At 55.2% G+C, this 23,030-nt stretch carries 17 protein-coding genes and 1 pseudogene; 9 read left to right on the top strand and 9 right to left on the bottom strand.

The genetic code is table 11. The annotated features are described in order from the left end of the window. The first annotated feature begins 76 nt into the window (after nt 1–76). The 3 genes from ACWHYZ_RS23280 to ACWHYZ_RS23270 all read left to right on the top strand — a co-directional run bounded on the left by ACWHYZ_RS23280 (nt 77) and on the right by ACWHYZ_RS23270 (nt 3,053). Nucleotides 77–1,393 carry an MFS transporter gene (locus ACWHYZ_RS23280; protein ID WP_447985052.1) on the top strand — a complete coding sequence of 439 codons (1,317 nt, stop codon included), beginning with the start codon at nt 77–79 and terminating at the stop codon, nt 1,391–1,393. Between the two features lie 477 nt (nt 1,394–1,870). After that, complete coding sequence (locus ACWHYZ_RS23275) at nt 1,871–2,260, top strand: Hsp20/alpha crystallin family protein (RefSeq protein WP_447985051.1); 390 nt, start codon at nt 1,871–1,873, stop codon at nt 2,258–2,260. Nucleotides 2,261–2,435: 175 nt separating this feature from the next. Beyond that, nucleotides 2,436–3,053 carry an O-acetyl-ADP-ribose deacetylase gene (locus ACWHYZ_RS23270; protein ID WP_447985050.1) on the top strand — a complete coding sequence of 206 codons (618 nt, stop codon included), beginning with the start codon at nt 2,436–2,438 and terminating at the stop codon, nt 3,051–3,053. A gap of 542 nt (nt 3,054–3,595) precedes the next feature. Here the strand turns inward: ACWHYZ_RS23270 and ACWHYZ_RS23265 are convergent. Together ACWHYZ_RS23265 and ACWHYZ_RS23260 are read right to left on the bottom strand one after the other, a co-directional pair. After that, entirely contained in the window at nt 3,596–3,892 is a 297-nt protein-coding gene (locus ACWHYZ_RS23265) for a hypothetical protein (RefSeq protein ID WP_447985049.1), read from the bottom strand. Between the two features lie 556 nt (nt 3,893–4,448). Continuing rightward, nucleotides 4,449–5,402, bottom strand: a complete 954-nt coding sequence (locus ACWHYZ_RS23260; RefSeq protein WP_447985048.1) for a hypothetical protein — start codon at nt 5,400–5,402, stop codon at nt 4,449–4,451. A 470-nt stretch (nt 5,403–5,872) separates the two neighbouring features. Between ACWHYZ_RS23260 and ACWHYZ_RS23255 the strand changes: the two genes are divergently transcribed. Beyond that, nucleotides 5,873–6,187 (top strand): Hsp20/alpha crystallin family protein, encoded by a 315-nt coding sequence (locus ACWHYZ_RS23255; protein ID WP_447985047.1) that lies wholly within the window; start codon nt 5,873–5,875, stop codon nt 6,185–6,187. 437 nt (nt 6,188–6,624) lie between these two features. Further along, nucleotides 6,625–7,482, top strand: coding sequence for a PEP-CTERM sorting domain-containing protein (locus tag ACWHYZ_RS23250; protein ID WP_447985046.1), 858 nt, complete (start codon nt 6,625–6,627; stop codon nt 7,480–7,482). Nucleotides 7,483–7,542: 60 nt separating this feature from the next. On the opposite strand, the gene ACWHYZ_RS23245 is transcribed toward ACWHYZ_RS23250, so the two are convergent. The 7 genes from ACWHYZ_RS23245 to ACWHYZ_RS23215 form a co-directional block, all read right to left on the bottom strand. Further along, nucleotides 7,543–7,896, bottom strand: coding sequence for a hypothetical protein (locus ACWHYZ_RS23245; protein WP_447985045.1), 354 nt, complete (start codon nt 7,894–7,896; stop codon nt 7,543–7,545). Nucleotides 7,897–8,154: 258 nt separating this feature from the next. Continuing rightward, a complete protein-coding gene (locus ACWHYZ_RS23240; protein ID WP_447985044.1) occupies nt 8,155–9,378 on the bottom strand; it encodes a tyrosine-type recombinase/integrase in 1,224 nt (407 codons plus the stop codon). Between the two features lie 65 nt (nt 9,379–9,443). Beyond that, nucleotides 9,444–11,099, bottom strand: a complete 1,656-nt coding sequence (locus ACWHYZ_RS23235) for a UvrD-helicase domain-containing protein (protein WP_447985043.1) — start codon at nt 11,097–11,099, stop codon at nt 9,444–9,446. Between the two features lie 164 nt (nt 11,100–11,263). Continuing rightward, nucleotides 11,264–12,760, bottom strand: a complete 1,497-nt coding sequence (locus ACWHYZ_RS23230; protein WP_447985042.1) for a hypothetical protein — start codon at nt 12,758–12,760, stop codon at nt 11,264–11,266. 168 nt (nt 12,761–12,928) lie between these two features. Then, the gene (locus ACWHYZ_RS23225; protein ID WP_447985041.1) at nt 12,929–13,102 is read right to left on the bottom strand and encodes a hypothetical protein; all 174 of its coding nucleotides are present in this window, start codon (nt 13,100–13,102) and stop codon (nt 12,929–12,931) included. A gap of 1,394 nt (nt 13,103–14,496) precedes the next feature. Then, nucleotides 14,497–15,729, bottom strand: a complete 1,233-nt coding sequence (locus ACWHYZ_RS23220; protein WP_447985040.1) for a tyrosine-type recombinase/integrase — start codon at nt 15,727–15,729, stop codon at nt 14,497–14,499. Beyond that, nucleotides 15,705–15,932, bottom strand: a complete 228-nt coding sequence (locus ACWHYZ_RS23215; RefSeq protein WP_447985039.1) for a hypothetical protein — start codon at nt 15,930–15,932, stop codon at nt 15,705–15,707. The genes ACWHYZ_RS23220 and ACWHYZ_RS23215 overlap by 25 nt, the downstream gene beginning before the upstream one ends. Nucleotides 15,933–16,142: 210 nt before the next feature. Here ACWHYZ_RS23215 and ACWHYZ_RS23210 point away from each other — a divergent pair, with 210 nt between their 5' ends. The 4 genes and pseudogenes from ACWHYZ_RS23210 (at nt 16,143) to ACWHYZ_RS23195 (ending at nt 22,873) form a co-directional block, all read left to right on the top strand. After that, complete coding sequence (locus ACWHYZ_RS23210) at nt 16,143–16,310, top strand: hypothetical protein (protein ID WP_447985038.1); 168 nt, start codon at nt 16,143–16,145, stop codon at nt 16,308–16,310. 16 nt (nt 16,311–16,326) lie between these two features. Then, nucleotides 16,327–19,298: pseudogene (locus ACWHYZ_RS23205) on the top strand (BPTD_3080 family restriction endonuclease). Nucleotides 19,299–19,316: 18 nt separating this feature from the next. Next, nucleotides 19,317–21,983, top strand: a complete 2,667-nt coding sequence (locus tag ACWHYZ_RS23200; RefSeq protein WP_447985037.1) for a site-specific DNA-methyltransferase — start codon at nt 19,317–19,319, stop codon at nt 21,981–21,983. A gap of 41 nt (nt 21,984–22,024) precedes the next feature. Beyond that, a complete protein-coding gene (locus tag ACWHYZ_RS23195; RefSeq protein ID WP_447985036.1) occupies nt 22,025–22,873 on the top strand; it encodes a DUF4145 domain-containing protein in 849 nt (282 codons plus the stop codon). Nucleotides 22,874–23,030 lie beyond the last annotated feature (157 nt).

Below are 23,030 nucleotides of genomic sequence, written 5' to 3'. Positions count from 1 at the left end.
GACGGTGGGAGTTCATCAGCATACAATCAAGGCACAGGCGTGTGCGACGCGAATTTGACTTGCTGTTGAGGTTGAGATGTCTTCAGTGGCCGCGGCGAAAGCAGATGTTCAGAGGGCTTCTTCTCGCGATGCTCAACACGCGGAGACGGGATGGCGATTGCTCAAGATCCCGGACCTGCGGTGGTTGTGGATGGGCCAAGCCGTCTCACAGATTGGCGAAGGGCTCAATAAGGTAGCCCTCTTGTACCTCGTCTACAACCTCACCAGCTCCACGCTCATGATGACGGTGATTGGGATTTTGGAAACCCTGCCGCCCTTACTACTTGGTCCGCTGCTCGGCGTCTACATCGACCGATTCTCGAAGAAATGGGTCATGATGGGGGTGGACACCTTGCGAGCCGGCTTGGCACTGATCATCCCCGTCCTCTATGGCATGAATGCCCTGACGCTCCCGCTCGTCTATAGCGTAGTCTTTGTAATGGCGGTCGTCGGCACCGTATTCGGGCCGGCCTTAGCGGCGAGCGTGCCGCTCATTGTACACCGAAGCCAATTGACTCCCGCCAATGCCTTAGTCGGCAGCACCGCCATGCTGGCCATGCTGATCGGCCCGGCCTTAAGCGGCCTCGGGATCGCGACCATCGGCATGCAGGTCGTCTTGTATGCGAGCAGTGTGACCTTCGTGCTCTCCGTCCTCTCCCTGTCCCGGCTTCAGGGCACCAAAGCGCAGGCTCAGGCGCGCTCAAAAGAAGGAGAGAGCTTCGTCAGGGAACTCCGTCAGGGGCTGCGGTTCGCGTTTATCGAGCAGCGGACCATTGGTGGGTTGGTGGGTACCGCATTGTGCTATAGCCTCGCATCCAGTGCATTTGTCTTTCTCCTCCCCGTCTTCACCGAAAAAGTCTTGCACGTGGGAGCGATGATGCTGGGATGGCTGTGGTCCGCGTATGGCGCGGGGATGGTGGCGGTCTCTGTCGCCTTAGCCTGCACGCGACAGCAGCACCGTTCGACTCAGCTTGCCATCATTGCCGGCGCGATGGTGGCCGGCGGCCTCGCCAGTTTTCTGTTGGCAGGCACGAGCGACACGTTTGTCTCCATGGGCCTGGTGGCGGTGATCGGTGCTGGGCTCGCGACCTTTACACCGGTCATGTGGGGACTCTTGCAAGACATGACACCAGCCCCACTGCGAGGCCGCATCTTTTCGATTTTTAACACCGGCGCCATGTCAGCCAGTATGCTCGGAATGGTCGCGTTTGGATGGGGGACGGATCGTCTCGGGCCGCAAGTCAGTCTTGTCGCCATGGCGATGATCTTCTGGCTGACAAGTGATTTCCCTACTGCTACGGCAATTTGCCCATCTGGGAGCTTCCAAACGCAAACAGCAGTAGAAGCGTTATAGGCCGGCAGTTAAAGCCGGGTCCATTTCAACATTTTTGCCGACAACGGGACTGGTTCCACTAATCTCTAAGTAGAACGAGAAGAATCGGTACCGCGTGTCCTAATAGTCGGAAGGTATGTCGCTATCAACACATCGTTATGAACGAGCGGGAAATGCTCGCTCGGATGCTGTAAAGGGAAGGCAATCTTGCCTTGAAGTTCCTCCAGATGTCGATGTAGGCGTTCCGACCACACTGCTCTACGGCGCGGGTCACGCGTCCCCACCTTAACCACAAGTTTGCCAACGGGCCGAATAGCCCAGCCTGATAGGCGCGCTTTCGACGTCTGCCTGGAGTCAACCTCAATCGGGTGCTTGGGATCCTTCAACACACGCCACCCCCATTAACGCATGTTCGAGTGGGACTTGACGCCTGGAAAGTTGAGATTATCTTATCGCCCAGGACGGGACAGAAAGGGCCATCATAGAAAGGAGGAGACCATGGCACTTGCGTCTGTTGATGTGGATCGATTGCTCCACGATACGCTTCGCAGCATGAACGCGTCCGGCTGGGCGCCGTCCTGCAATGCGTATGAGGATGAGCACGGGTTCCATATTGAGGTGGCGCTTCCGGGCGTGGATCGCCAGGACATGAACATCCTGTTCGAGGATGGGGTACTCACGGTGAAGGGCGAGCGTAAGGAGACCGGCAGCGACAATGCTCGTCGATACTTCGCTCAGGAAATCGGGTGGGGTGGCTTCAGTCGGTCCTTCCGTCTCCCCACGTATATTGATCCGGATAAGGTCTCGGCTTCATACAAGGACGGGGTCCTTGTGTTGGGATTGCCAAAGCGGGAAGAAGCCAAACCGCGACGGATTGAAATTAGCTAAGACATGTGAGTTCGCAAGGCAGGTGTAACAGGGGTGAGGTGGAGTGACCACCTCGCCCCATACCACCCAGGTCCATGGCTTCTCTGCTATCAAAGCGTCCCATTCTTGCCTCTTCCAGCGACAAGAAAATCTTAACGGTAGACAAGGTGTGGACTAGGCTGTGCCGGAGCACGCGGTGAGTGGCGCAAGGCAACAGTCCGGGCAAGCATGGTGGTACTTTATGGATGGCGGACAATTGCAGAAAAACGAACCACGCTTTCTCAATGGTCGTGTGCGGCTGCTGACCGGGGATCTCACCACGCAAGCTGTGGATGCCATCGTTAACGCGGCGAATCCAACATTGCTAGGTGGCGGAGGCGTCGATCGAGCGATTCACCGAGCCGGTGGTCCTGAAATTTTGGCTGCCTGTCAAGAGTTGCGACAAACCAGCTATCCCCACGGTCTTCGGACAGGCGAGGCGGTTATCACACCAGCAGGACGGCTCCCCGCACGGCATGTGATCCATACCGTCGGGCCCGTGAAGGGCACCAATCATCATCACGACGCGCAGTTGTTAGCCGCCTGCTACCAGAATTGCCTGGCCCTTGCTGTGCAGCACGGTTTGGTCTCTATCGCGTTCCCTTCTATTTCTACCGGAGCCTATGGGTATCCCAAGGCCGAGGCCGCGGAGGTCGCGTCTCGGGCCATCTCAACATTCCTTGATGCAGACGTCTCTCTGACCGAGGTGCGGTTAGTCTTTTTTTCAGATGCTGACCGGCATGAGTTTCTACGGGCACACGTTTTTCCTTGTTGAAGTTCCCCGAGTGTGTGGAGGGTCAGGGGCGTATGGATGATACCGCTCCCGTCTCCATTTTGGCTGGCATGGCAAAGAATAGGTGCCACCATACAGAGATAGATTGAGCCAGAGCCGTGTGTACCCGTGGGGACGGAGCGACGCTGTAGACCCGCTGCATTGCTCCCTTGGAGGCTCGGCACCATTCCGCGGGACAAGGATGACTGTTGAGTTGCTCCCCTTGAACCAAAGCGTCGGCTGTCTTATCCGCCGGCACCTCAACAAAGGCGCCAACCTGGTTGTTGGTTTACAGGGAGGGAGAATAGCCCGACGGCCTCCGGTTTGCGAGTAGGGCTAAGGGTCTGGAGACCAAGGAATCATTGCAGCCTGAGGGATGTCACGGTGGCTCGGCTCCGCTTCCCGCCTTTGTCCGGCTTGACCAAGAGACGAAGATGGGTCATGTTTCGACGGGCACAGCCCACCATTCGCGTTCGAACGTTGCGTCAGGAGGTGAAAAGTTATATTCCTGTCTGAGCACCTCCTTATACGTCTGGCCGCCATCATCAGAGACCGCATTCTTGCGTCCGGCTCATCTCAGGTTCTTCGATCTCCAGATTCACTTTTTGAAGGCGTAGCGGCCGGTCGAAAGCTAAAATAACGGTTTGTTCACCGACCTCTCCTGCAATCCACCTCGTTCCTCCAGGTCCATTTCGGTCATCAAACACATGGTCAATGGGATGTCGCGGATCCTCTGACGACACCAACACACCCGCCACATCTGAAATAGATATCATCGTGGCACTCGTTCCCGAACGCACCGTGTCGCTCCGCTCCTGTTTAAGAATGTTTTTGCGTAGCATACCCTCTCCTAAACGATGGCGTTCTCTCGGCAACCACTGACGAAGGGATTCAGTCTTTTAGGGACCTTTACATCACCAATTTCATGATGACCTACTGGAGGTGCTGAGTCATGTCGTTCACCTGGCTTTTTGAAGCAACAACTCGCTTCCAATAGGAGCGATTCGTTGCGCTTCCAGCAAGCCATGTCTAGCTCTGGCGCTGAGCGTTCCAGTCAGCGAGAAATTTCTTGAGGCCGATGTCGGTCAAGGGATGCCTCACAGCTGCTGATAGACGCTATAGGGCATTGTGCAGGCTGTCTCCTCCCGCTAGGGCCGCTTCTGCAACATACAGTCACTTGTGTCGCAGATCGGGCAGCTAATGCATGTGTATGTCAGCCGGGGTAACCTTGTCTCGAATTTCCGACTGGACGTCTTTCACCGATTTCACAGGCCATCCACCTTCTACTCAGCGCGCTGCCATGTTCGTCTTCTAGTGCCAGCATCCCGCCTGGTTCATCTTTTGGAATGATAATGCGGGCAAGGCCACCGACAGAGCGTGGCCCCTGACTGCAGCCTGCTACCCGGTCCGTCTGGTGTCACGAAGAGATCTGCCTTCCACCGAAAGCATCGCCTCTTTGACGATACCGAACGCGCCGCCTCCCAGTGATGCACCAAGCGTCACAATCGCGAGGAGGAAAAGCCACCAGGCCGCCGAGCCAATCTGATTGAGGGCCTGAGTCGCTACGTCAACCGATTGCTCTTTTGCGTTCTGTACGGCCTGTTTAATCGGGCCAATGGCGCCGAGCGTGGACTGCACAACCTGCTCGGCCTGAGGGCGTGTCATTCCGAATTTGGTCACCATGACATTGATCGCTGCGTCACGATCCAGCGCCATCAACTTTTGTTGCAATTCGGACAGGGCGGAATCCGTCACCTTAGTCAACGGCTGTCCGCTTTGCGCCTTCTCCGTCGCCGCGCCCGCGTCCTTCTTGATCTGCTCGGGCTGCAGCTCTTGTTTGCCCGTTGCGGCGAGCACGGACTCGACCTGCTTACGAATGTCGTCCGTAGAGAGAGTGATGTTGGCGTTGCTTGCCACCTTGGAGGCCGCCGTGCCAACCCCCCGGCCAATGGACTGAATTGCGGTTCCGAGCGTGCTAAAAATGCCGCCAATCATGAACGAGAGGGCCGTCGTGGTCAGCCACGCGAAGGCAAGCCAGTTCAACCCCCAGACCGTGGCGCCGTGATAGACGCCATCCATCCGGTTGGCAGCCCCGGCAAGGCGGGCCGCGACATACCCACCGACAAAGGCCGCGATCAACATTGAAAGGCCGGTCCAAATTCCCGTCCCGAGCGGGATCCCTTGCATAGCTTCCGATGCTCGGAGATCAATGGACCACGCGCCGATGGCTAACCCGAGCAGGGTGAGCATCATCTGAGTCGCCAGGCCGACCACCCATCCGGCGAGGAGCGCACCCCATTTTATTCGTGATCCGCCCAAGGACCATTGTTGCATTGTGTGCTCAACCTCCATAACAGAGTCTCCTTTATATGTTGCGTCAGGTGTTCCAGGCTCGCTTCATCGTATCCACTATGTCGGCGAAGCAATAGCGGGCATCGCGCTGATAGGGGGTAGGCGTACCCTAAATCCTTTATCCGTCGACTCACTCGTGTACGGTCAGACGGCTGGGTACGATGCCGTGACGCCAAAGGACATACCCGGCAGCTGATGGATCACTGCATGTCAGAAGGAGGGTCACCATGCTGAATGAAGTAATGAATACCAACTTGGAGGATGGGGAGCCACGAACCAACAATGTTCCTTTTCCTAGTTTTAGGCCTTACCCGCTCACATGGGACAACCGGCGTCCCACAACGGAAGCAGCAGTAGCCAAGAAGCATGACGCCTCCAGTTATAGACGTATCCATACCTTTCCCTTTGGGATGTACGACGTCACCTCCTACTGTTGATGTCCAGCATTGCTTCAGGACGTACTTCGCTGCATGAAGGGGCCGGCTGTGCTCACGGTGAACGGCCAGCGTAAGGAAACCAACTCCGACAAGGGCTGCCGGTATTTTGCCCATGAAATGGCGTGGGGCGACTTCAGCCGAGCATTCCGACTGCCTTCGTATATTGATTCGGAGAAGGTTGCGGCTTCCTTACAAGTACGGGGTTTTGCGTTGAGCTTGCTAACGCAAACGAGACGTTCGTACGAGAATACCCCCAGAGCACGAACCGTCATGCTTCCATTTTCACGCCTTACGTTCGCCATATCACAGTCATCTATGTTTGGTGGCACGCCCGTAGCCCCGTTGTAGGCCCGTGTAACTCTACATCGGTTAAGATGAAGAGGTTAAGTAAACGCTGGTTGCATTGGCATCCTGCTGAAGCTCTGCCCCCCTGCCCTCCTACAAGCAAGCGAGTGTCAAGTTTTCCGATACCACAAGGGTAAGCGCCGTACAGCGAAATGTAGCGCATACTGTTCTGCAACGACCAGAAAGCACGAGGGTTTTTCCCCTCGCTGTTCGCTTGTCGGACGCCAAGTCGCCGTCAAGATGTGTTAACAGCGCCATAGTCGCCTTGCCCTGCGCATGTGACATCCCCAAGAGATCACGTAGTAGATTCGTTGATAAATCAGAAATATACCGCTCGACGGTCAAACACCAACGGGACTGTGCTCCTTGCGGTATTGAACTTGCGTTGAAGTCGACCTTTGACGGTCATTACTGCAGACTACCGGAGGAGGATGAGAAGAATGAAAAACCAAGGATCGTTACTCTTTTTTGTCGTCGCACTGCTCGCTGTTATAGGCGTTGCAGCAACCGTAAATGCAGGAAGCATTATTTTGACCGGCCACGATACTGATGATCATGGCGCGTCTAACTATATGAATTGGGGTCTCACTGCTTTAGTGAATAATGGAAACGGCACGGTCATTCCTGGGAGCCCGACGCAACGGATTGGATACATTGGCAATTCCAGTCCTAATCTTGGCTCATACCTAGGCAACTACAATAATTTTGCCTTCTACGATCTCGATACACCGACCTGGACGAATGCGTTTACGGAAGGCAATAGCGTATTGGTGATCGGGAGTGGAAGTGATTTCGTGAGCAGTGCGGGGAGTACCACACTGAATGCAAATCAGTCGTTATTTACCAATTACTTTAATGGTGGTGGCAATCTATTCGTCAACACTCACCAAGGGCTCGGGAACAACTTTTATAATTTCCTGCCCCCGATTGGAACTGCTACAGCTTCTAACTTAACCACGTGCAGTTCTGAGACTGGAAACGGTCTATGCATGAGACCTACGCCAGCCGGCGCTACAAGCGGTCTTGGACTTTCTCAAATTGTGGAAGCGGATATTACCCATAATCAGTTTTCCGCCTTATCTGCCTTCACGTCGTTGGAGGAGTATGTCCCAACCGGGAACGCGATTACGATCGGGCTTTTTGGTGGACAGATCAATGGTGGAGGGTTCACACCAACTACTCCGCCTGTCACGCCGCCTAACGGCAATGGTCCCGTTGTTCCTGAACCGTCAACTCTCCTTTTGTTGGCCTCTGGAGTTGCGGGCCTCGGCATCTGGCGTTTTCGACACAACAAATAGATGCTCGTTCCGGAGCCGGCTCAGTTTGTTGGATCTAGGGGGCATGCCGCGCTGCCGCGACTATCGCTGTGAAAGCCGTTTGACCGTTTCTGGGGAGAGCTGAAAGCCGCTGAGCTGTCGAAGGAGCTGTTGGACACTCGCGATAGTGTTCGCGCGCTCCGGTATGACCTGCAGGGCATGCCTCAATACAAGCAGGAGATCTTCCTCAAGCAGCCGTTGACATCGCGGGTCGTGCTGATGCTGATGCGCCAGCCACCATAATCCGGTCGCCGGAAACGCAAACAGACCATCTGACCGGCGAGGCAGCCCGTGATTGACCCATCGTCGCAGGGAGCGTTGGTCTATGCCAAGGAGTGCGGCCGTTTTATGGATGTTCAGCCGTATCTCTGACAATGGGCATCCCTTCGTTTTCATCAAGCTGCTTCCGGTTTCCTACCAGATTTATCGGACACTGCCAAGCCCAAATGAGAAAGGTGCGCTCACTGAAAAGACGCGGTGTGTGCCCCCGTACCGCGGGGACCCCGAGGAAGGACCCGTGAACACTGTGACGTCGCCAACGATGGTGGTTCGGCCGGTTCGGCCACACATTCCGTGTGCTGTGACACGGACACGTGCCTCTTGTTGAAGAGGTGCGCCGGCCGCGGCGTTGAGCACCTATTGAAATGTCCGGCATTACGAAGCCCTGCTTGCGATAGGTGGAGCCAGTAAGCGATCCACCTCTAGACTACTCTTTCGTTCAGCACGTCTAATCCAGTGCGTATACAGATCCACCGTGATCTGGATGGAGGAGTGGCCTAACTGTTTCTGGACATATACGATATTCGCGTCTTCTACAATCAACCTCGTCGCGAACGTGTGACGCGTGGCATGTATCCACCGATAATCTAACCCCGCCTTTCGTAACAGCGGTTTCCACACCCGGTCCCGAAAGTTGTTCCAGCGAATAATGCTGCCAGCGGGGCTGGCAAATAACCACTTGGGTCGTGGCTGGCCGAGGAGGGCCGCTTCGGCTTCTTGTAACGCGACATGTTCTTTCAGGATGAGCAGTAGATCCTGTGAAAGATCCACCTCCCGTCGTCTCCCACTCTTCGGCGAGTCCTCTAAATATCCCATGGTGAAGTTGCGCTGAATGACCACATACCGGTCGCGAAAGTTGATGTCCTCTGGCATCAAGGCGACCGCCTCGCCAAACCGCGCTCCGGTTCGAAATAAGGCCAGAATAAAAGGGTACTCCCGCGGGCAGGCGTGTTTGGCGATCTCTAACAAGTGAACCTCCTCTTCATGCGTGAAGACCTCCACATGTTCTCCCTTCTTGGGCAATTGGATTAGGGCCGAAGGCTTGTGTGCGGGATTCTGGAGCACCAGACCTTCCTCAATCGCTTGAGAAAAGACAGAGGATAACGCGCGGACGATATTGTGGATCGTCTTCGGTTTCAGCCCGAGAGAGTGAGCGTGGTTCGCCAGGGCGCGCACCTTCGTCCGGTCAATCGAGGCCAGTGGGAGTTGTCCGAAGGCCGGCAGTAAGTGTTGCGCAAGGAGCCCTTCATAGCGACGAAGGGTACTCCGCTTCAGTTGCTTCGTCCGGCGCGAATCGAGCCAGTTTTTGGCGAACGTGCGAAAGAGCATGGTCCGTTGCTGCGCCTGTTCGTGTTCGGGAAAGAGTCGACCATCAGCGGCGGCCCCCTTGCGACTATCTCGCCATTGTCGGGCTTTCGAAATGGTGGGGAAACCAAACTTGCGCCACAGTTTCCCGTTGAGCATCAGGCGGACCATGAACTTCTTTTGCCCCTGTCTGTCGAGGTACCAGAACAGGTTCTCGTCCACATAGTGGCAGGTGCGCCGCTGTTTCCCGTCGCCGCGGTCGTCGCTCGACACGTGTTCCTCCGCCTCAGCCATATGTCGCCTCATAAGAAATTATCTCTCGCTCACCCATTGTTAGCTTCCCACTCGAGACATCCCGGTCACACATACTGAAAGAGCGGCGCACTCGGCCCACTGCCTTCTAGCAGATAGAGCGTTTCACGAGCGCGCGTCACACCTACATAAAAGACGCGCCTCACACTATCTTGACCTTCCTTGGAGCTGATCCACGTCATGTAGCCTCGGCGCGAGAGGTCCGGAAAGAGGTACACCACGTCCGCCTCGCCTCCCTTGACGGAATGAATCGTGCCCAGGATGAGGTCCGGCTTTATGAGCGCGTCAGCCCCGTAGTCTTCGGCAACGCGGCAGGCATACCGCATTCGTCGCTCAAAGGAGGGGAGTAAGCGTTCTCGATACCAGGAGAGGTTTCCAGACGTGGCCGCCTCAGGTGCCGTTGGATCGGTGAACCACGCATCCAACTCTTGATCTCGGACGGGGAAAGCGGAGAGCGCCTCCTCCTCCGCCGCTGTTCGGATCGCGGTTTTGGCCTCGGCTGTTAGCACACCATCGACGTCCAAGACGGCTGCCCAGTGGTGCACGTCCTGATAGGTCCAGCGGCCGCCACGGTTGACACGGAGATACGCGAGCACGCGGTCGACGGCCGACATGGTCCCCGCTTTGAGGTGTAGCGGGTTCCAGTCGGTCCGCTTGACACAGTAGGGGTTATGGAACGGGACGCCCCGCTCACGAAGGAGCCGCTTCAAGGGATTCAGCATATAGCCGCAGGTAGCAAGTATCGCCACGCGCTTGCCGTCTTCACGATGGACGCTCAGCCGGTCCAGCAACCGATTGGGATATTTCCACGTAATGCCGGGCGCCCGCTCCACGACGCCGTCTGCTTGCCGAGGATGATAGGTTTTGGGCTCGCGCCCCTGCAGTTGTCCAATCCATCGAGCGGCCACGACATGGACTGCGCGCGGAACGCGGAACGATTCACGAAGCACCTGTTTGCGATCAGCGGGAAGGTCTGGAAGGAGGAACGCTTTCGGAGATGCGCCTTTGAAGGCGTAGATACATTGATCGTCGTCGCCGGAAAGCACAATTCTGTGCATATGTTCTCCCCACTGTCGAACCAGTGCCAATTCGTTGGCGCTAAAATCCTGCACTTCGTCGGCAAAGAGCACCACGGCTTCCTGTGGCGGGAGCCGGCGCTCCACACGACATCGCTCAATCAAATCGGTGAAGTCAACGACAGAAGCCTCGTGCTTCCAGTCCTCCCATGCCTCAGCAAAGTGCTGAACGGGTTCGGGCCACGTCTCGCGTGGAGCCATACGGGCTCGTAACGTCGAATAGCTTTCGAACAAGCCATCTCCGTCCCTGTGATCATTTCGATCGAAGTCGATGCCATGGTAATCATCGAGATCGGCAGGCGTCCCGCCTTCCATGGACCATCCCGGATAGGCGGTGTTCCAGCTGACGAGTGTCTTCCCGACCGCTAACTTGGGGCGACCCAGCTGCCGGTAGCACAGCGCGTGCAGGGTGCCGACCTGGCCCCGATCCAGGGGTAATCCCCGCTGAATGAGCTCCTGTGCCGCCGCACGGGTGAAGCTGGTGACCAACACCGCGTTGGACCCGTACTCGCGGCACGCCTGTTCAATCAATTGCGCGAGGTGTGTGGTCTTGCCGGTTCCCGGAGGGCCGAACACACGCCTCTCGCAGATCGCCGGAAGGTCGTAGTGCTTATTCATGTTATTCATCTGATGCTCTAAGTCATTGAATTCACGAGCCGTGAATAACGAGCCCGCTCGTCCTTATTCATCACTTTGCGCCGTCTTTTTGCAGACTTTGGTCACTGTGAATAAGAATAAGAAAGTGAGCATTCCCCGGAGCACCAGAAACGTTCTAAATCTCCGCTTGTGATTCATGGCTGCCCGTTTCCCGGCTTCCATGTCCACACCCGCTTAGTGGTGCGTTTTTCATTTGGACCCTTAATGTTCTCGGTGCGAACCGTGCAGCTGATCCGCCGGAGCTTCACGACGAGGTGTCGTTCGGTCACTCGTTCCTGGCGGCACACGGTGACAAAGCGATGTATCCCGGCCAACGTGAACACCATGTTCTTGCCGTGCCAGGCCGGCGCATCCGACGCAATGGCGCGCTCCCAATTGCTCTCCGCTTCGACCCCCTGAGCTTGGTACGCCTCGAGCCAGGCTACGACGCTCCCTCGTTCAGTGGCCTCGGGGCTTGTTTCGACATCCTCGATGATGCCGATCAGCGCGCGGACAAGTTGGTCCCAGACTTTTGGGTTTTGGGGCTTAAACCATCCCGCCCCGGCATCGCACACGGCGTTCCGAAACTTGGACTGCGAGGTCCACTTGTCCACGGTACGCAGCAACACGAGCTTTCCGTTGATCTCCAGTTCATATTGATTGGGATCTGCTGCGTACCGAATAAGCCGCGTAATCTGACAGTTCAGCGTACTATTGATGATCGCGAGGCACTGATCTCGATTCTTCAGCACGTCCGGCGGCAGCTCACCTCCTTGGCGAAGGGCGGCCACGTGGCGTTCCTGCTGGATGGCGCACCGTGCTCCCGAGGCCGCGCTTAAGGTGCGTTCGTAATAATCTCTTCTCTGCTTCAGGTCTGCTCCGTATTTGCGGCGATGAGCGACTAACAAATTCACAATTTCCTGAGGGGTCCATCCGGCGGCCAGAGCGCGCTTCGCAAGGTCAAAGTCATAGCCACTCAGGCTTGTATCCTTCAGATCAGGATTAGTGTGTTGCCAGGTTTGGCGGAACAGGGGATCGCTGTCGGCAAGGTGGATGAATTTCTCTGTCGGCGCATCCGCATCTGGTCGTAGCGTGAAATGCCATTGCACCTCTTTCGTCTTGCCCGATGACTGTGACCCCCCTGCGGGTTTAAGGCAGTGTCGTTCTATGTCCTCCCTTGAGTAGATCGTATTGGTGATGCTGAGAAGTCGAGTGGGGACGGGGTCCGCCTTGCGATTCCAGAGACCGGGCAACCGCATCACTCGGGCGAGATCTCCCGTGGCGTCAATGTCCCATCCACGCGACTGGGCCCGTGCCCGCCAAGTGTCGGTCCATGCTTTCGCTAAGGCCATCGCTTTTGTACGCGCCGCTGTTGTCTCCAGGCGCCAGAAGTCTTTGAGAATCCACCAAGCTTGGAGCCCGTGGCCGCTATGCACGATGGCAGAAGGAGGGATGTCAAGTTCTCTAATGAGTCCGTGCGCAGCCTCCGCGTCCGGAGGCAGGTTCTGCTTCTTGTGGCCGACTCCTTTGATGTCGATGTCCAGCCAGAGCGCAGGAATTCCAACGATTTGATCAGCCGGACACCGCTGATGCGGTCCAAAGGCGCGGGGAGCCAGTCCGCATCCGATGTACACGTCTTCCTTCTCCCCCATGCCATGAGCATGTCGACAGTCGCCTCATTGATTGCCTCCACCCATTCCGACCGTTTGCTTGGTAGCCCCCAAAATAGGACAACGTAGCCAGCGGGAATGTGGGGCAGCAAAGTGTTGAGGAGGCCCCGGAGCTGTTCGCGCGGCGTTTCGAACATTCCTATACCTCCACTATTTGGCGCTGGGTTTGGCAGTGCCAGCCCATGCCTTCAACTGTTCCACATCGAATCGTTTGGCACGCCCCAGCTTGTGGACGCCAGGCGTGCTCAACGGCAGTTTGTACAAAAACTCACGGGATACGCTTAACCGTTTCGTGGCCTCATCTACTTTCACCCAATCGCCCATGGTTCCCTCCTTTGCAATAGAACAACACCAAGTTGTTCCTCGTCGTTAAAACACAGATGGGCTATGCCAACAATCCCAACATGGAAGATTTAGGATCGTGTTGGTACCAACACGTGAACATTTCTTGGCTTACACTTACACTTGGCTAGCACGGCTTCGACTGCTGTAACGAAGGTGAGATTTGATTCGAGTTTAAGCGCGAACAAAAAATGGAAGTAGCCGCTAGAGCGTCATGACATGGAATGGATTGCCGTGGTCAGCACTGCCCAAGGACTCGACAGCGTCGCTTGAGAAGGAATCCCGATTCGGGGAGCGCGATGAGGTATGAAACAACCCTGGGGCGGCACTGTGCACAACTTGTACAAGTGCGCCGACTCCCATATTTATCTTTATGGTCGGGCGACTGCAGGCTGCGTTGTAGTCATTACGCCTTGTACGGACGGGGAAGGCATTCAGAGGCGGCCGGGTAATGCTGAAACATGTGCCGCACCAGGTTCAGCACGAAGCAGCCTTCGGATGGCAGAAAGCGATTAGTGAAGGTCCTCCGACCATGGTGGCCAACGATTTTTCTCAGCCAGTATGATGAGGCGCTTAGCTCGCTTAAACCCTATTTCCGCGCGAGGCCGAGCTGTTTTTAATCCATAGACTGTTTGAGCGATTGGCCCAAATGCTAACCCTTCACATGTCCGCAGGTCATAACAGTGGAGATACCGTACCCACGTACTAAAATTACTGATCGCCGGTTTCAGGCTGCTACTGTGCGGTATAGACACACTCGAAGTCCAATATGTGTTTTTGAGTGAGTATACTGGATAGAAATGCTGCATCTTGCAGGTGGCATGCCTCGCTTCAAGGATAGGCTTTAAACCATCAAGGATGGTTTGGGGGTTTTTGGCATGGTTAATACAGAAGTAGGAATAAGGCAGGTCGTGCTCGAAGATAAGGTGTCTCTCACCTCTAGCTTTGAGATCGCCTATGCCTGCACGAGCCCATAAATCAGCTCCTGGATCATTTGCATCCTCAGGATAGGAGAGCACTATATGACAATTCGGATCTAAGTAGCGATGATGTTGACCCTGTAAGACGCCCCAGGTGATGCCATATTTTTTGAAAAGCCGTTCGGTGGAGGACTTTTTCGCTCTATTAAAAATCCGATGAACTTCGGCCGACCGCAACAGGGCTTCGACTCTCAAAAATTCAAGCATGGCCCACGGGTTGAGCGCTTTTGTCAATTTTGGGTTTAAGCTGGGGATGGGTGGTATGGTGTAGGGGTAAGGGTGTTTAATGGTCGTCACGCCCGGTCACAGATTTCGTCGACGTAGGTCGTCACATGATCAGCCTTATTAAGCCTCCGTCTAGAGTGACCAATAAGGTGACCACTAGCCCATAACATATTAGGGTCCAAGGGACAAGACCAGGAAACATGTTCTTTTGCCATTCCTACGTTTATGCCGTCTCCTGTTGTCTGGAGTGTCACAGGATGCTGCCAGATCAAAAATTCGAAACCCGTCACTCACCCCAACATTCAGTGGGATATCTTCATTTCGGTTCAATGGGTTAATCTTATTCAGGTGGTCAGCGTGCGCCCGGGTGACCACTTGGGTGACCCCCTCATTGGGCTGTTCCTCCTCACAGGGCGCATCCATCAGCCGGTCCACTTGTAGCGTGTGCTGGCGTTTCGCCAGCTCCAACCAGTGTGTATAGGTGTCCACCGTCAATTTGATCGTCGAGTGTCCCAACTGGTGTTGGACGTAGACGATATTGGCATCCGCCATGATCAAACGCGTCGCATAGGTGTGTCGAATGGCTTGGAGGGTGCGATACCGGAGTCCGAGCCGACGCAGCAGCGGCTTCCAGATGCGATCGCGAAAATTGTTCCCACGAATAAGTTGCCCCTCAGGAGACTGACACAGCCAGGGCGATCGCCGCTCCCCGTCCAAGGCTGCCTCGGCTTCTTGCAGTGTCAAATGATCTCGCAGGACTGCGAGGAGATCCCGCGTCAAATCTACGCGGCGGCTCCTCCCACCTTTTGGCGTTTCCTCTAAATGACCATGTGTGAAGTTGCGTTCGATATAGACATAACGCGAGCGCAGATCGACATCTTGGGATTTCAATGCCACGGCCTCGCCCACGCGCAGCCCGGTGCGAAAGAGGAGCAATATGAACGTGTAGTAGGCAGGCAGGCACGCTTTGACTGTATCGAGAATCAGGCACTCTTCCGCATGGGTAAATACATCGACGCGCGGCGCGTGACGGACGATGCGGATCAGCTTTGAGGGATTGCGGGCGGGGTTGTGTGGGACGACATTTTCTTCATTCGCCAGCGTAAAGATTGCTGACAATGTCCGGATGACGTTATGAATAGTCTTGGGCGCAAGTGGGCCAATGCCTTTCCGCCTGATTTGCTTCAACGTCAGCCTATTCGCAAATTCCCGTACCTTCCCTCGGTCAATCTCAGACAGTCGCATCTCGCCGAAAGCGGGAAGCAAATACACACGCAGCGCGCTTTCATAGCGTTGAATAGTCGAATGCTTGAGGCGCTTGCCGGTACAGGTCTGGAACCATCGTGCCGCATACTCGCGAAAGAGTGGCGCCTCGGTAGTCAGCCGTTCTTGTTCGGGAAACATCCGACGTTCCGCAATCCTGCCTCTGCGACTATCCCGCCACGTCGGGCGTCCGTGATGGTAGCGAACCCGTACTTGCGGTACAGCCGTCCCCGGTGCTTAAGACGCACCATGAAGTGCTTGCTCTTCGCTTTGTGACCATAGCTAAAAATGCCGCATTCTTCCCGGCGTGGATTGCTCTTCGTGTGGGCCGTGTCCGAGACCATCGGTACGTCTCCTTTCGTCGTTGCCACTTGGTGGCGGTCGCTAGCCTTACCGTCGCGTCCGTTTTTCTGTTCTCGCAAGCGCGCGTTCGATGAATCAAAAGTCTTTCCATGTAACTATGGTCCCATGGGACCATAGGACCATTATATAGCCGAGTGATGTCAAAAGTCATTATTTGACATGTTCTCTGTAGGTGACTATCCTGGCTAATTATGAAAGGGAAGACCAAAGATCACGAAAAACGTCAGGTGGGTGTTCGGATCGATGCGACACTATTGGTGGAGGCCAAAGTTCTCGCTGTTAGGCAGGGCAGGCGGCTCAATGACCTGATCGAGGAAGCGTTACACGATGTATTGAAGAAGCACAAAGGACGGCAATAGGCGTGAGACCAGCTTCATGAAGTCAGTCGTCATCGAGACCCCGATCCTAAACTCGCCATTCGAAGAGCCGACCCGCCATTTTCGTTTTTCCGATGAGGGTATTACGAACGAGATTGATGACGGACGCCGAACGAGTTCATATTTCGTCCCCATCGCCAAGCCGAAGAAGAAGAACGCCAAGCAGCTTCAATTCGATACGGAGTGGACACAAGACCGCATTGAAGAGAACAAGCTCGTCAACCAGATTCGTGCCCGCGTGGCCCTGTGGAGGGAAGGCGGCTATGTCGGGGTGACGCCGACTACTGCACAACTGATTGCTTATTGGACCGATGCCCACCGCGAGAAGAAGCTTTTTTTCTGCCAGAACGAAGCTCTTGAAACCGCTATCTACATCACTGAGGTCGCCAAGAAGTATGGGGATGCTTGGATTGAGAACAGTATCCGTGAGGCGAACGACAGCTCCAATCCCCGTCTTCCGCGCGCAGCGTTCAAGATGGCTACGGGCTCCGGCAAGACCGTCGTCATGGCCATGCTTATCGCCTGGCACACCCTCAACAAACTTGCCAACCCGCAGGATGCGCGCTTTAGTGATGCCTTCCTAATCGTCACGCCCGGTATCACGATCCGTGACAGGTTGCGGGTACTACTGCCGAACGACCCGGAGAATTATTACCGGCAACGCGACGTCGTTCCGATGCAGCTACAGGTTCAGCTCGGTCAAGCCAAAATCATCATCACCACGCCTTTCAATTACGAGAGAAGGTTGCGGCTGGCAAGATTACGAAATCGATTCTTGCCGATGGGCAGCCAAGCCCGTTTACCGAAACCCCTGACCAGATGGTGCGCCGGGTCTGTCGTGAGTTGAGTACGAAAAAGAACATCATTGTTCTCAATGACGAAGCTCATCACTGCTACCGCCGCAAACCCGATGCCGACGATGAAGCACTCACGGGTCAGGATCGCGTCGAAGCAAAAAGTCGTGAGGAGGAGGCCCGCATCTGGATTTCTGGCATCGAGGCCGTAAAAGGCAAGATTGGCGTAAAGGCCATTTACGATCTCTCGGCTACACCGTTCTTTTTGCGTGGTTCTGGCTATCCCGAGGGCACGCTGTTTCCATGGGTGGTCTCAGATTTTTCCCTGATCGACGCCATCGAGGCCGGTATCGTCAAGGTGCCCCGTGTGCCCGTTATCGATGATTCTATGACCGGCGAACAGCCCACCTACCGCGACCTGTGGGTGCGCATCCGTGAGCACCTGCCCAAAAAAGGGCGCAAATCAGACGCGTTGGGTAGGGAACCAAAGCTCCCTGTCGAACTACAAGGGGCGTTGCTTAGTCTTTACGGCAACTACGAAAAGTACTATCGCATGTGGGAGCAGAACGTGGAGGCCCGCGCACGTGGTATTACGCCGCCAGTGTTCATCGTTGTTTGTAACAACACCAATGTTTCCAAGCTGGTCTTTGACTATATTGCCGGTTGGGAAAAGCCGATCGGCGGACAGATTATCGCCCAGGCGGGGCAGTTACCAATCTTTCGGAACGACGATGCCAATGGGTCATGGCTCCATCGCCCCAACACCATCCTGGTGGACAGCCAGCAACTTGAGTCGGGCAATGTGATGAGCGACGAGTTCAAGAAGATCGCCGCTCGCGAAATTGAGGCCTTCAAGGACGACTACCGCGTCCGGTTCCCTGGTCGTGATACGGATAATCTTGCAGATGAAGACCTGCTTCGCGAAGTAATGAATACCGTCGGCAAGCCGGGGAAGCTCGGGGAACACGTTAAGTGCGTGGTCAGCGTCTCCATGCTTACCGAGGGCTGGGATGCCAACACTGTAACCCACGTTCTCGGCGTGCGTGCCTTCGGCACGCAACTGCTCTGTGAGCAGGTCGTTGGCCGTGCCCTGCGTCGCATGAGTTATGCCCCCAACGACAAGGGGCATTTCGATCCTGAATATGCCGAGGTCTACGGCGTGCCATTTTCATTCATTCCGTGCAGCGGCGCAACCAAAGATCCCAAGCCAGGCCCGCTGCCCACGCGAGTTCACGCTATCGAGAGCCGAATCGCATGCAAAATCACTTTTCCGCGGCTCCTCGGCTACCGTTACGACACGGCGGGTGAATTGCTAACAGCGACCTTCACCGATGAATCACGGCTCATCCTATCCACTGTCAACATACCCACCAAAACTGAGAATGCGCCCATCGTCGGCGAGACTAGCATCCACACGCTTGACGATCTGAAGCGCCGCCGGCCGAACGAAGTCGCCTTCCTCCTCGCCAGGCTTACACTCGAAAAGTACTTTCGCGACGACGACGGCAACGACAAGCCGTGGCTTTTTCCACAATTGCTCGGCATCGCGAAGCAGTGGCTTGCTGAACAGGTAACGCTCAAAGACAACACTTTCCCGCAACTATTGTTGCTAATCGAGTTTGCGCACGACGCTGCCGATCGGATTTACAAGGCTATCGTCGCGTCAACCGACGGCACCGCAGCGCTCAAACCCATCTTGCGCCCGTATGACACCATCGCGTCCACCGATTATGTTGATTTCGACACCACGCGATCCGTCTTCGCCACCCGCGATGACAAGTGCCACATCTCACACGTAGTGGCCGATACAGATTCCTGGGAACAGAAGATGGCCGAAGCCCTCGAAGACATGCCAGAGCTCATCCGCTACGTCAAAAACCACAACCTCGGTTTTAATATCCCCTACACGCTGAACGGTGAGGAAAAGAACTACATTCCCGACTTCATCGCCTGCATTGACGACGGTCATGGACCGGATGACCTCATGAACCTCATCGTCGAAGTCACCGGCGAGAAGAAGAAAGATAAGGCCGCCAAGGTCGCCACGGCGCGTACGCTATGGGTACCGGCCGTCAATAATCACGGCGCATTCGGCCGCTGGTCATTCCTCGAAGTCGCAGACCCATGGAATGCCCAAAATCTTATCCGCGGCTTTCTGACACAGGTGCAGGCGTAGCCAACAAAGGAAGTCGCCATGGCTAAGAAGAACAACACAAAGACAAAGGTTAAGAAGAACAGTACTAAAACAAAGGCTAAGAAGAACAATACCAAGACAAAAGTCGAGTCCATCCGCCACAAGGATAAGCGTGCCAACATTCCCACAGAGGAACTGCGGGATTTTGTCGCCGACGAAGAGCTCTCAGTCAAAACAATGCTCTACCCGCGAGATCAGTCACTCGATCCGCAACTGATCTGGAAGGGTAAGGACGAGCAGGACCGCGAAGACCTTGCCGTCCCAATCGTGCCTGTTTACATCCAGGAGAAGATTCACCCGCAAGCTATCATAGACGCGCTGCCGCGTATCGTGCAGTCAGACGACAATGAGCCGAACCTGTTCGCGGACTTCAACGGCGGACCGCAGGACTTCGACCAGAAAATCGACTTCTATCACCACGAGCAGAACTGGACCAACCGCCTCATACTTGGCGATTCGTTGCTGGTCATGACCTCGCTGGCCGAGAAGGAAGGGATCAAGGGCAAGGTACAGGCGATTTACATTGACCCGCCCTATGGCATCAAGTTCGGTTCTAACTGGCAGGTAAGCACTCGTAAGCGCGACGTGAAGGACGGCAAGGCCGAAGACGCCACCCGTCAGCCCGAACAGGTGCGCGCCTTCCGCGACACCTGGAAGCTGGGGATCCACTCCTACCTTGCCTACCTCCGCGATCGGCTCGTCGTGGCGCGCGAGCTGCTGACCGAGACCGGCAGCGTGTTTGTCCAGATCGGCGATGAGAACGTCCACCTCGTACGGAATTTATTGGACGAGGTGTTCGGGAGTGAGAACTTTTGCTCGCTGATCAGTGTCGCAAAGACAAGCAGTGCAACAACCGAACTGCTCGCTGGTGTGGCGGATTATTTGCTCTGGTTTGCAAAGAGCAAGGAAGTGGTCAAGTACCGAAATCTCTTTGCGATGAAGGCAACGACGTTAGAAGGAAGTGCATATGGCCGCGTTTTTTTGAGCGACGGGCGAAAGCGAACAATGACAGCGCGTGAGCGTGCCGATCCATCCCTATTGCCTGAAGGAAGTAGGATTTATCGCATCGACAATCTCACAAGTCAGCGGCCACCAGGCGATTTTCCGGTCGAGCTTAATGGTCGGATGTATCGGCCGAATCGTGGGTATTGGAAGACCAGCCAAGCTGGAATGGAGAAGCTTAAAAATGCGATGCGGCTTGAAGCGACGGACGGCGGACTTTACTACGTCCGATTCCTTGATGACTTCCCGGTCTTTGGTATGTCTAACATCTGGTCTGACACAGGCGTAGTAGGTTTTGCATCTGACAAGAAATACGTTGTCGAGACATCAACAAAGGTCATTGAACGCTGCCTCCTCATGACTACCGACCCAGGCGATCTTGTCCTCGATCCAACCTGTGGCAGCGGCACGACAGCCTACGTCGCTGAGCAGTGGGGCCGGCGCTGGATCACCATCGATACTAGTCGTGTCGCCCTGGCGCTTGCGCGCACCCGTATGATGGCCGCAAAGTATCCCTACTATCTGCTGGCAGATTCGCCAGAAGGCATGAAGAAGGAAAGCGAACTGACCGGCAAGATTCCACCGGAATACAAGACGGAAGGTGACATCCGCAAAGGGTTCGTTTACAAGCGCGTGCCTCATGTCACACTGAAATCCATCGCCAACAACCCAGACATCAAGGAGGGACAAACTCGGGAACAAATTGCGGCTGCCATCGCGCGTCATGCCGATACGGAAACCCTCTACGACCAGCCCTACGAGGACAACAAGCGGGTTCGGGTCTGCGGGCCGTTCTCGGTGGAGAGCCTGTCGCCACATCGTGTCCTCTCCACCGCCGATGAGAATCAGGACGGCACGGTGACTGAGAAGGAAGCCCGAAAGGAACAAGACTTCGCCACAATGATCTTGGAAAACCTCAGAAAGGCCGGCGTACAGAACACTCGCAAAGGCGAGCGACTCACCTTCGAACGCCTCGATGCCTACGCCGGGACTTGGCTTCAGGCTTCGGGTCAATACACCGATGCCGATGGCAAAACCCGCCGTGTCGCGGTCTCTATCGGATCTGAACACGGCACTGTCGGCCCGCAGCAGGTTAAGGAAGCCGCCAAGGAAGCGGTGCAGGGTGTCGGCTTTGACATGCTCATTGTCTGTGGCTTTGCTTTCGACCCCCACGTGCCTGAAGAGGTGAAACGTTATGGCAAGCTGACGGTGCTGCCAACCAAGATGAATCCCGATCTGTCGATGGGGGATGAACTCCTCAAGAAAACCGGTGCGGGGAACCTTTTCATGGTCTTCGGGGAGCCCGATGTAGAGATTAGGAAGGAGCAGGACGGGCAGATCGTGGTCGAGATCAAGGGTGTGGACGTGTACGATCCAACCATCGGGCAGATACGCAGCGCTTCCACCGATGACATTGCGTGTTGGTTCATCGACACCAATTACAACGGCGAGAGCTTCTTCGTACGTCATGCCTACTTCACCGGCGCTGAAGAACCATATGAGAAGTTGAAACGGGCGCTACGGGCCGACATCGACGAAACGGCATGGGGCAGTCTCTACACCACCGTGAGCCGGCCCTTTGCCAAGCCTGAGTCAGGCAAAATAGCGGTCAAAGTCATCAATCACTATGGTGACGATGTTTTGCAGGTGTATATGGTCCATTGAGGCCTATAGTTCTATGGGCGTATGTCTGACCCTAGTTGTAAATGGATGTCATTCTTTTCCAAAAACCCAGGTGTATGATGCAGACGAAAACCACATCACCCTCCCTCAGTGGAACAGCGTTTGACTGTCCTCACTGCGGCGCCTTCACCACACAATACTGGTATGAGTTGCATGGAGAAGCCATAGCAAACGAACGAAGGACACCGCATATACCGGATGAACAGTGGCAAGAAAATGTTCGAGAACTTCCTGTGGATCATCCCGTCAGGGCGACGTTGCTTGATTGGATGAAGAAAATGGAACGCGGTCAAGTTTTTCTTGGGGAAAACGGTAGCGGGAAATATACTTCATACCCCAGCGTTAACAATCTCTTCATCAGTAAATGTTTTAACTGTCAGGAGATTTCGGTTTGGGTCCATCAAAGCCTAGTTTATCCCCCACAAAAGTCGGGGTCTGCACCAAATCAGGATTTGCCTGACGAAGTGTTACAGGACTATGAAGAGGCGCGAAACATCCTCAATCTGTCGCCGCGAGGTGCTGCCGCTCTCTTAAGGCTCTGCGTACAGAAACTGTGCGCATGGCTCGGCGAAAAAGGAAAGAACATCGACGACGACATAGCGAGCCTCGTGGGAAAGGGTTTGAACCCTCTTGTGCAGAAGTCGTTGGATATTGTGAGAGTGATCGGAAATGAAGCTGTGCATCCAGGCGTTATTGATCTAAAGGACAATCGCGATACTGCTCTAACACTTCTAGACGTCGTCAATCTGATCGCCGACCAGATGATCACTCACCCCAATGCTATAAACCACCTCTACGACCAACTCCCGCAGGATAAGAAGAAAGCAATTGAGCGGAGAAATGAAAAAGCGTCCAAGAAGATCCAGCCATAGCTGTAGGCTCCGCACTTAGATGCGAATCTGATATGCTTATCATCAGCCTCACATCAATTGTCCCTCCGCTGCGTACCACTTATTAACTGTGTGATTGGGCGATTTGTTCACTAAGCTTTGAAGTCCGAGGCCTCTATCGGCCTAAGGAGTTTGGTAC

Source organism: Nitrospira sp. Nam74, assembly GCF_965152615.1.
The sequence above is the reverse complement of the archived record's forward strand: the minus strand, read 5'-3'. Positions and strand labels throughout refer to the sequence as shown.

Coding starts and splice junctions, on each gene's coding strand:
- ACWHYZ_RS23250 (WP_447985046.1), top strand. CDS start 6,625: ATGAAAAACCAAGGATCGTTACTCTTTTTTGTCGTCGCACTGCTCGCT.
- ACWHYZ_RS23255 (WP_447985047.1), top strand. CDS start 5,873: ATGAAGGGGCCGGCTGTGCTCACGGTGAACGGCCAGCGTAAGGAAACC.
- ACWHYZ_RS23275 (WP_447985051.1), top strand. CDS start 1,871: ATGGCACTTGCGTCTGTTGATGTGGATCGATTGCTCCACGATACGCTT.
- ACWHYZ_RS23240 (WP_447985044.1), bottom strand. CDS start 9,378: ATGGCTGAGGCGGAGGAACACGTGTCGAGCGACGACCGCGGCGACGGG.
- ACWHYZ_RS23265 (WP_447985049.1), bottom strand. CDS start 3,892: ATGCTACGCAAAAACATTCTTAAACAGGAGCGGAGCGACACGGTGCGT.
- ACWHYZ_RS23200 (WP_447985037.1), top strand. CDS start 19,317: ATGGCTAAGAAGAACAACACAAAGACAAAGGTTAAGAAGAACAGTACT.
- ACWHYZ_RS23210 (WP_447985038.1), top strand. CDS start 16,143: ATGAAAGGGAAGACCAAAGATCACGAAAAACGTCAGGTGGGTGTTCGG.
- ACWHYZ_RS23230 (WP_447985042.1), bottom strand. CDS start 12,760: ATGGGGGAGAAGGAAGACGTGTACATCGGATGCGGACTGGCTCCCCGC.
- ACWHYZ_RS23225 (WP_447985041.1), bottom strand. CDS start 13,102: ATGGGCGATTGGGTGAAAGTAGATGAGGCCACGAAACGGTTAAGCGTA.
- ACWHYZ_RS23245 (WP_447985045.1), bottom strand. CDS start 7,896: ATGAAAACGAAGGGATGCCCATTGTCAGAGATACGGCTGAACATCCAT.
- ACWHYZ_RS23235 (WP_447985043.1), bottom strand. CDS start 11,099: ATGAATAACATGAATAAGCACTACGACCTTCCGGCGATCTGCGAGAGG.
- ACWHYZ_RS23260 (WP_447985048.1), bottom strand. CDS start 5,402: ATGGAGGTTGAGCACACAATGCAACAATGGTCCTTGGGCGGATCACGA.
- ACWHYZ_RS23280 (WP_447985052.1), top strand. CDS start 77: ATGTCTTCAGTGGCCGCGGCGAAAGCAGATGTTCAGAGGGCTTCTTCT.
- ACWHYZ_RS23195 (WP_447985036.1), top strand. CDS start 22,025: ATGGATGTCATTCTTTTCCAAAAACCCAGGTGTATGATGCAGACGAAA.
- ACWHYZ_RS23220 (WP_447985040.1), bottom strand. CDS start 15,729: ATGTTTCCCGAACAAGAACGGCTGACTACCGAGGCGCCACTCTTTCGC.
- ACWHYZ_RS23215 (WP_447985039.1), bottom strand. CDS start 15,932: ATGGTCTCGGACACGGCCCACACGAAGAGCAATCCACGCCGGGAAGAA.